The organism is Variovorax sp. P4_D9 (genome assembly GCF_056401695.1).
The window spans coordinates 1-2,412 of record NZ_JBFUIU010001103.1 but is presented as its reverse complement, the minus strand read 5'-3'; the positions used below and the strand labels follow the sequence as shown (position 1 = coordinate 2,412).

The 2,412-nt window shown below is 66.1% G+C and carries 4 protein-coding genes and 1 pseudogene; 2 read left to right on the top strand and 3 right to left on the bottom strand.

Going from position 1 to position 2,412, the window contains the following annotated elements; genetic code table 11:
- Both AC1DY5_RS51525 and AC1DY5_RS51520 read left to right on the top strand, forming a co-directional pair.
- Nucleotides 1-673: hydantoinase/carbamoylase family amidase (locus AC1DY5_RS51525; protein WP_478121997.1), on the top strand; the 673-nt coding region annotated here is incomplete at its 5' end.
- 61 nt (nt 674-734) lie between these two features.
- A complete protein-coding gene (locus AC1DY5_RS51520; protein ID WP_478121996.1) occupies nt 735-956 on the top strand; it encodes a hypothetical protein in 222 nt (73 codons plus the stop codon).
- Between the two features lie 72 nt (nt 957-1,028).
- Here the strand turns inward: AC1DY5_RS51520 and AC1DY5_RS51515 are convergent.
- The 3 genes and pseudogenes from AC1DY5_RS51515 to AC1DY5_RS51505 all read right to left on the bottom strand — a co-directional run.
- Nucleotides 1,029-1,448: pseudogene (locus AC1DY5_RS51515) on the bottom strand (LysE family translocator); the annotation flags it as partial.
- Nucleotides 1,449-1,654: 206 nt separating this feature from the next.
- The gene (locus AC1DY5_RS51510; RefSeq protein ID WP_478121998.1) at nt 1,655-1,990 is read right to left on the bottom strand and encodes a nitrile hydratase accessory protein; all 336 of its coding nucleotides are present in this window, start codon (nt 1,988-1,990) and stop codon (nt 1,655-1,657) included.
- A 26-nt stretch (nt 1,991-2,016) separates the two neighbouring features.
- Nucleotides 2,017-2,412 (bottom strand): SH3-like domain-containing protein (locus AC1DY5_RS51505; protein ID WP_478121995.1); only part of this gene is annotated, 396 nt, incomplete at its 5' end.

Sequence of the window (2,412 nt, the reverse complement as noted above, 5' to 3'; positions counted from 1 at the left end):
ACTCCACATCGAGCAGGGTCCGGTGCTGGAGGCCGAGGGCGTCGGCGTAGGTGCGGTCGAGGACCTGCAGGGCATCTCGTGGCAGGCGTTCACCATCGTGGGCCAGTCCAACCACGCCGGCACGACGCCGATGCACCTGCGGCACGACGCGGGCTATTGCGCGGCAGCCATCGCCGTGTTCGTGCGCGAACTGGCGCAGCGCCTTGGCGGCAGCCAGGTCGCCACGGTGGGCGCCATCGACTTGCATCCGAACCTCGTCAACGTCATTGCCGGCCGGGCGACCGTCACGGTCGACCTGCGCAACACCGACGATGCCGCCCTGCAGCGCGCCGAGCGGGAGCTGGCCGAGTTCGTGCAGCGGCTCGCCGCCGAGCAGTCGGTGAATGTCGAAACCCGCCGTCTGGTGCGATTCGAGCCCGTGGTCTTCGACCGCCGGCTGGTACGGCTCATCGAGGCCAGCGCCACGGCGCGCGGCCATTCGACGCGGCGCATGAGCTCCGGCGCCGGCCACGATGCGCAGATGATGGCCCGCATCTGCCCGTCGGCGATGATCTTCGTGCCCAGCGTGGGCGGGATCAGCCACAACCCGCGCGAGCACACCGAGYCCTCGGATCTCGCGCGCGGTGYGACGGTGCTGCTGGACGTGCTGATGGCGATGGCCGACGAGCAGTGAAGGGTGAAGTGCCCCGGGTTCGGCGCTACAGTCGGACAATGCTCCGAAGCACTGGACGACCATGACCCCATTCCGAATCCTCGGCCTCATCCTGATTTTCGCGGGCATCCTGTCGCTCGCCCTCGGCCATGTCAGCGTCACCAAGTCGACCCACCAGATCAAGATCGGACCGGTGGAGCTGGCGGTGAAGGAAAAGCAGGACTTTGAGTTGCCGGTCTGGGCCGGCATCGGTGCGATCGTGGTCGGCGGCGTGCTGGTGGTGATGGGCGGGCGCAAACGCTGAGGCCCCCACTGGCAGCAGAATAGCCATCGATACCGTCAGTCCGCCGCCGATGATATTGAACAGCTTCATCGCCTTCTCGGCGAACAATGTGCTCGAGCTCACCGCATGAGCGCCGGTGCCCCACGCCGTGTCTATGGCCAATCCAAGGCCAATCGGTATCAGCGATAGGCCCAGCAACGACAAGACAGGACTGCCCGTCCCGCCGCTCATGAAGCTGAGAACTATCGCGCCAAACATGATCATTGCTTTCGGGTTGGTTGCGCCCACGATGATTCCTGCCACCAATGATTGCTTGCTCTTTGTCTGATTGATGCTCCCGTTTGTCGACAATCGTCCAGAAGAGAACAGATATTGAAATCCGATGCCCAGCAAGACAGCGGAGCCTAGCGAGCGAATAACCGTCAAGACATGGTCGGAATGCCTGAGCAGAGAGCCAATTCCCAAAGCAACGATCACGGCGACAAAATAGGTTCCGATCGCATTTCCAAGCACGCCTCGCAGCGCGTTGCTCCGCCCCACCGTGACAGTCTGCCCGACCAGAAACGCTTGGGCCTCGAATGGCGATCAGCACGGCGGAGGTCAGTACGAACCCCAGAAAACCGTTGAGTGAAGTCAAATAGTCAAGCGCATAGCCATTGATCGTGGTCGGCGGGGTGCTGGTGGTGATGGGCGGGCGCAGCGCTGAGGCCCGCAAGGGCTCACTCGAAATCCTGCTCTTGCAACTCGATCGCGCGCCCATGCGGCGTGCGGTCGGCGGCCCGGTCCCAGGCCCGCTGGTAGCGTTCAAGTTCCGCCGTCGAACTCGCACCCTTTGAGGCCACCAGGGTCTCCAGCGCCGCCAGCCAGTGGCGGTAATACGTGTCGCCGAGGTCGGCATCACCGGCCGCCTGGGCGGCGCTGATCTGCCGGGCCAGCGCATCGGCCCATTCGGGCCAGGTGAACAGGCCGCGCTGGTGCAGCGACACGGCCAGCGCGAAGGCGTGGGCTTCCCAGGGCTCGCGGAACACCGGCTCGGCGCCGTCGTCGCTCGGCATGCCGGGCAGCAGTCGGAGGATCGGGTTCACGCAGCAGGCTCCAGATAGCTTTCCCAGGCGTCGACCGAAACGCTGAGGCCAGCCTCGGCAGCGTCGCCCCACAACACCGCGCCGTCGAAGACCACCGTGTAGAGCCATTGCGGCTGCTCGCCCAGTCCCTGCGCATGCGCATCGGCGAAGACGTGCATGCCATGCAGATGCTCGATGGTGCCTACCTTGCCCTGTACGTAGCCCGGCAGACGCGTGTGGTGATCGACGGCGCCGGCGCGGGTGCGAACGCGTTGACCGGGTGCGAAGCGCGCCGGTGCGGTGGCGGGGCGCTCGGTGGCGGTGCCCCGGGCCAGCGCGGCCGGCACGTCGGCCGCCTGCGGCACGGACTTGACCGGCTGCGCGGCGTGGAGCATCCGGCCGGCGGCCAACTC

Excerpts from the sequence above, each read along its gene's own strand:
- AC1DY5_RS51520 (WP_478121996.1), top strand. The coding sequence starts at position 735 with ATGACCCCATTCCGAATCCTCGGCCTCATCCTGATTTTCGCGGGCATC.
- AC1DY5_RS51510 (WP_478121998.1), bottom strand. The coding sequence starts at position 1,990 with ATGCCGAGCGACGACGGCGCCGAGCCGGTGTTCCGCGAGCCCTGGGAA.